Source organism: Ruegeria sp. AL12, from assembly GCF_056540885.1.
The window spans coordinates 1-1329 of record NZ_JBQFXN010000043.1; the positions used below are offsets into that span (position 1 = coordinate 1).

General features: G+C 57.2%; 3 protein-coding genes. 1 reads left to right on the top strand and 2 read right to left on the bottom strand.

Translation table 11 applies throughout. The features are described from left to right. Positions 1–80 precede the first annotated feature (80 nt). The gene (locus ACR0C6_RS21160) at positions 81–413 is read left to right on the top strand and encodes an AzlD domain-containing protein (RefSeq protein WP_480621068.1); all 333 of its coding nucleotides are present in this window, start codon (positions 81–83) and stop codon (positions 411–413) included. On the opposite strand, the gene ACR0C6_RS21165 is transcribed toward ACR0C6_RS21160, so the two are convergent. Both ACR0C6_RS21165 and ACR0C6_RS21170 read right to left on the bottom strand, forming a co-directional pair. Further along, on the bottom strand, positions 402–1034 hold the full coding sequence (locus ACR0C6_RS21165) for a hypothetical protein (RefSeq protein WP_480475007.1): 633 nt from the start codon (positions 1032–1034) through the stop codon (positions 402–404). The two genes, ACR0C6_RS21160 and ACR0C6_RS21165, sit on opposite strands and share 12 nt — an antisense overlap. Before the next feature lie 17 nt (positions 1035–1051). Further along, positions 1052–1186, bottom strand: a complete 135-nt coding sequence (locus tag ACR0C6_RS21170; protein WP_267364539.1) for an aa3-type cytochrome c oxidase subunit IV — start codon at positions 1184–1186, stop codon at positions 1052–1054. Positions 1187–1329 lie beyond the last annotated feature (143 nt).

Genomic DNA, 1329 nt, shown 5'->3' on the forward strand with positions numbered 1-1329 from the left:
AATCTGCGCCTGCTGATCGCAGGCGCGGCAGGGATGATGGCCGGCGCGCAGGCGGAATTGATGCTAAAGCGGAACACGCCATGAACCAGATCGATCAGACAACAATATGGATCATCATCGTGGGTCTTGCGGTGGGCAGCTATGCTTTGCGCTTTACCTTTATCGGTCTCGTCGGTGATCGCCCGATGCCGCCCTGGTTGTTACGTCACCTTCGATATACAGCCGTGGCCATCCTGCCCGCACTGATCGCGCCGCTGGTGGTTTGGCCTGCGGCCACCGAAGGACAACCGGATATACCCCGTATGTCGGCCGCAGCGGTTGCACTGTCTGTGGGCATTCTAACCAAGAATGTGCTGGCCGCCATCTTTACCGGGGCGGCAACACTTTACATATTGCTGTATTTAGTTGGATGAAGCCGCGTCCAGCTGGTTCAGGCGCGCATTGTTGAACGCCAGTCCCTTTTGCAGGTCCGCGTCGTCGTTTTCACGGTACTCCGCCGTTTGAACGCCTTGCAGCGCTCCAAACTGATCCGACAGTTTGACCGGATAGAATGTGGTCGTGATCTGTTCGAACCCCGGAACCTGCTGCAACAGCTGCGAGGTAGAGTTCGCACAGAATGCACCAGCCACTGGGCCCATCTGCTTGGCCAGTTGCAATGCAATTTCGGCCTGTTGCGGAGTGACCTCGATCGTCTGGATGCGCGCATAATGTGTTTCGCGGGCGTGGCTGCTGCGATACGCACGTTCGACATTCGGGGTAATACCGTACAGCACATCGTTCCTGATCGGTACAACATCCGCCCGGAACGACCCTGCCGGGTCGAAAATAACCCGCTCACTGCCGCTGATCATCAACGACGTATGCGCGCCCGAACCGGTCCGGGTGCTGATCATCGTGTACAAGGTCAGGGTCGATGGCCCCGGATCGCGATAGGAACGGGACGTTATTTCAGTCTGATCCGCTTGCGGGCGCTGTGATGCAGCGCAACCAGCCAGCGTTGCGGCCACAAGGCACGCAGTCAATATCCTGAGCAAAGCCGCCCCCGAATTGCTTACGAGGCGAAAACTGCCAGGAACAGGCACAACAAGGCGATCGCGACCACACACCAGGTGGTGGCTTTGATGAAACCGTTGAAAGTTTTGGTTTGAACGTCGATGTTCATTTCGCCGTGCTTGTATTCAGCCATGAGTCTCAGAATCCCAATTCGCGTGTTTGATTTGTTGGATAATGGAAAACAGAACGCCTGTCACCACGTCATTCGCGCGCAGGGCGCGCTTACTTGAGGACCGAGCATCCGGGATAACCGAACCCCCATCGCCAGGGCAGGCC

Excerpts from the sequence above, each read along its gene's own strand:
- ACR0C6_RS21160 (WP_480621068.1), top strand. The coding sequence starts at position 81 with ATGAACCAGATCGATCAGACAACAATATGGATCATCATCGTGGGTCTT.
- ACR0C6_RS21170 (WP_267364539.1), bottom strand. The coding sequence starts at position 1,186 with ATGGCTGAATACAAGCACGGCGAAATGAACATCGACGTTCAAACCAAA.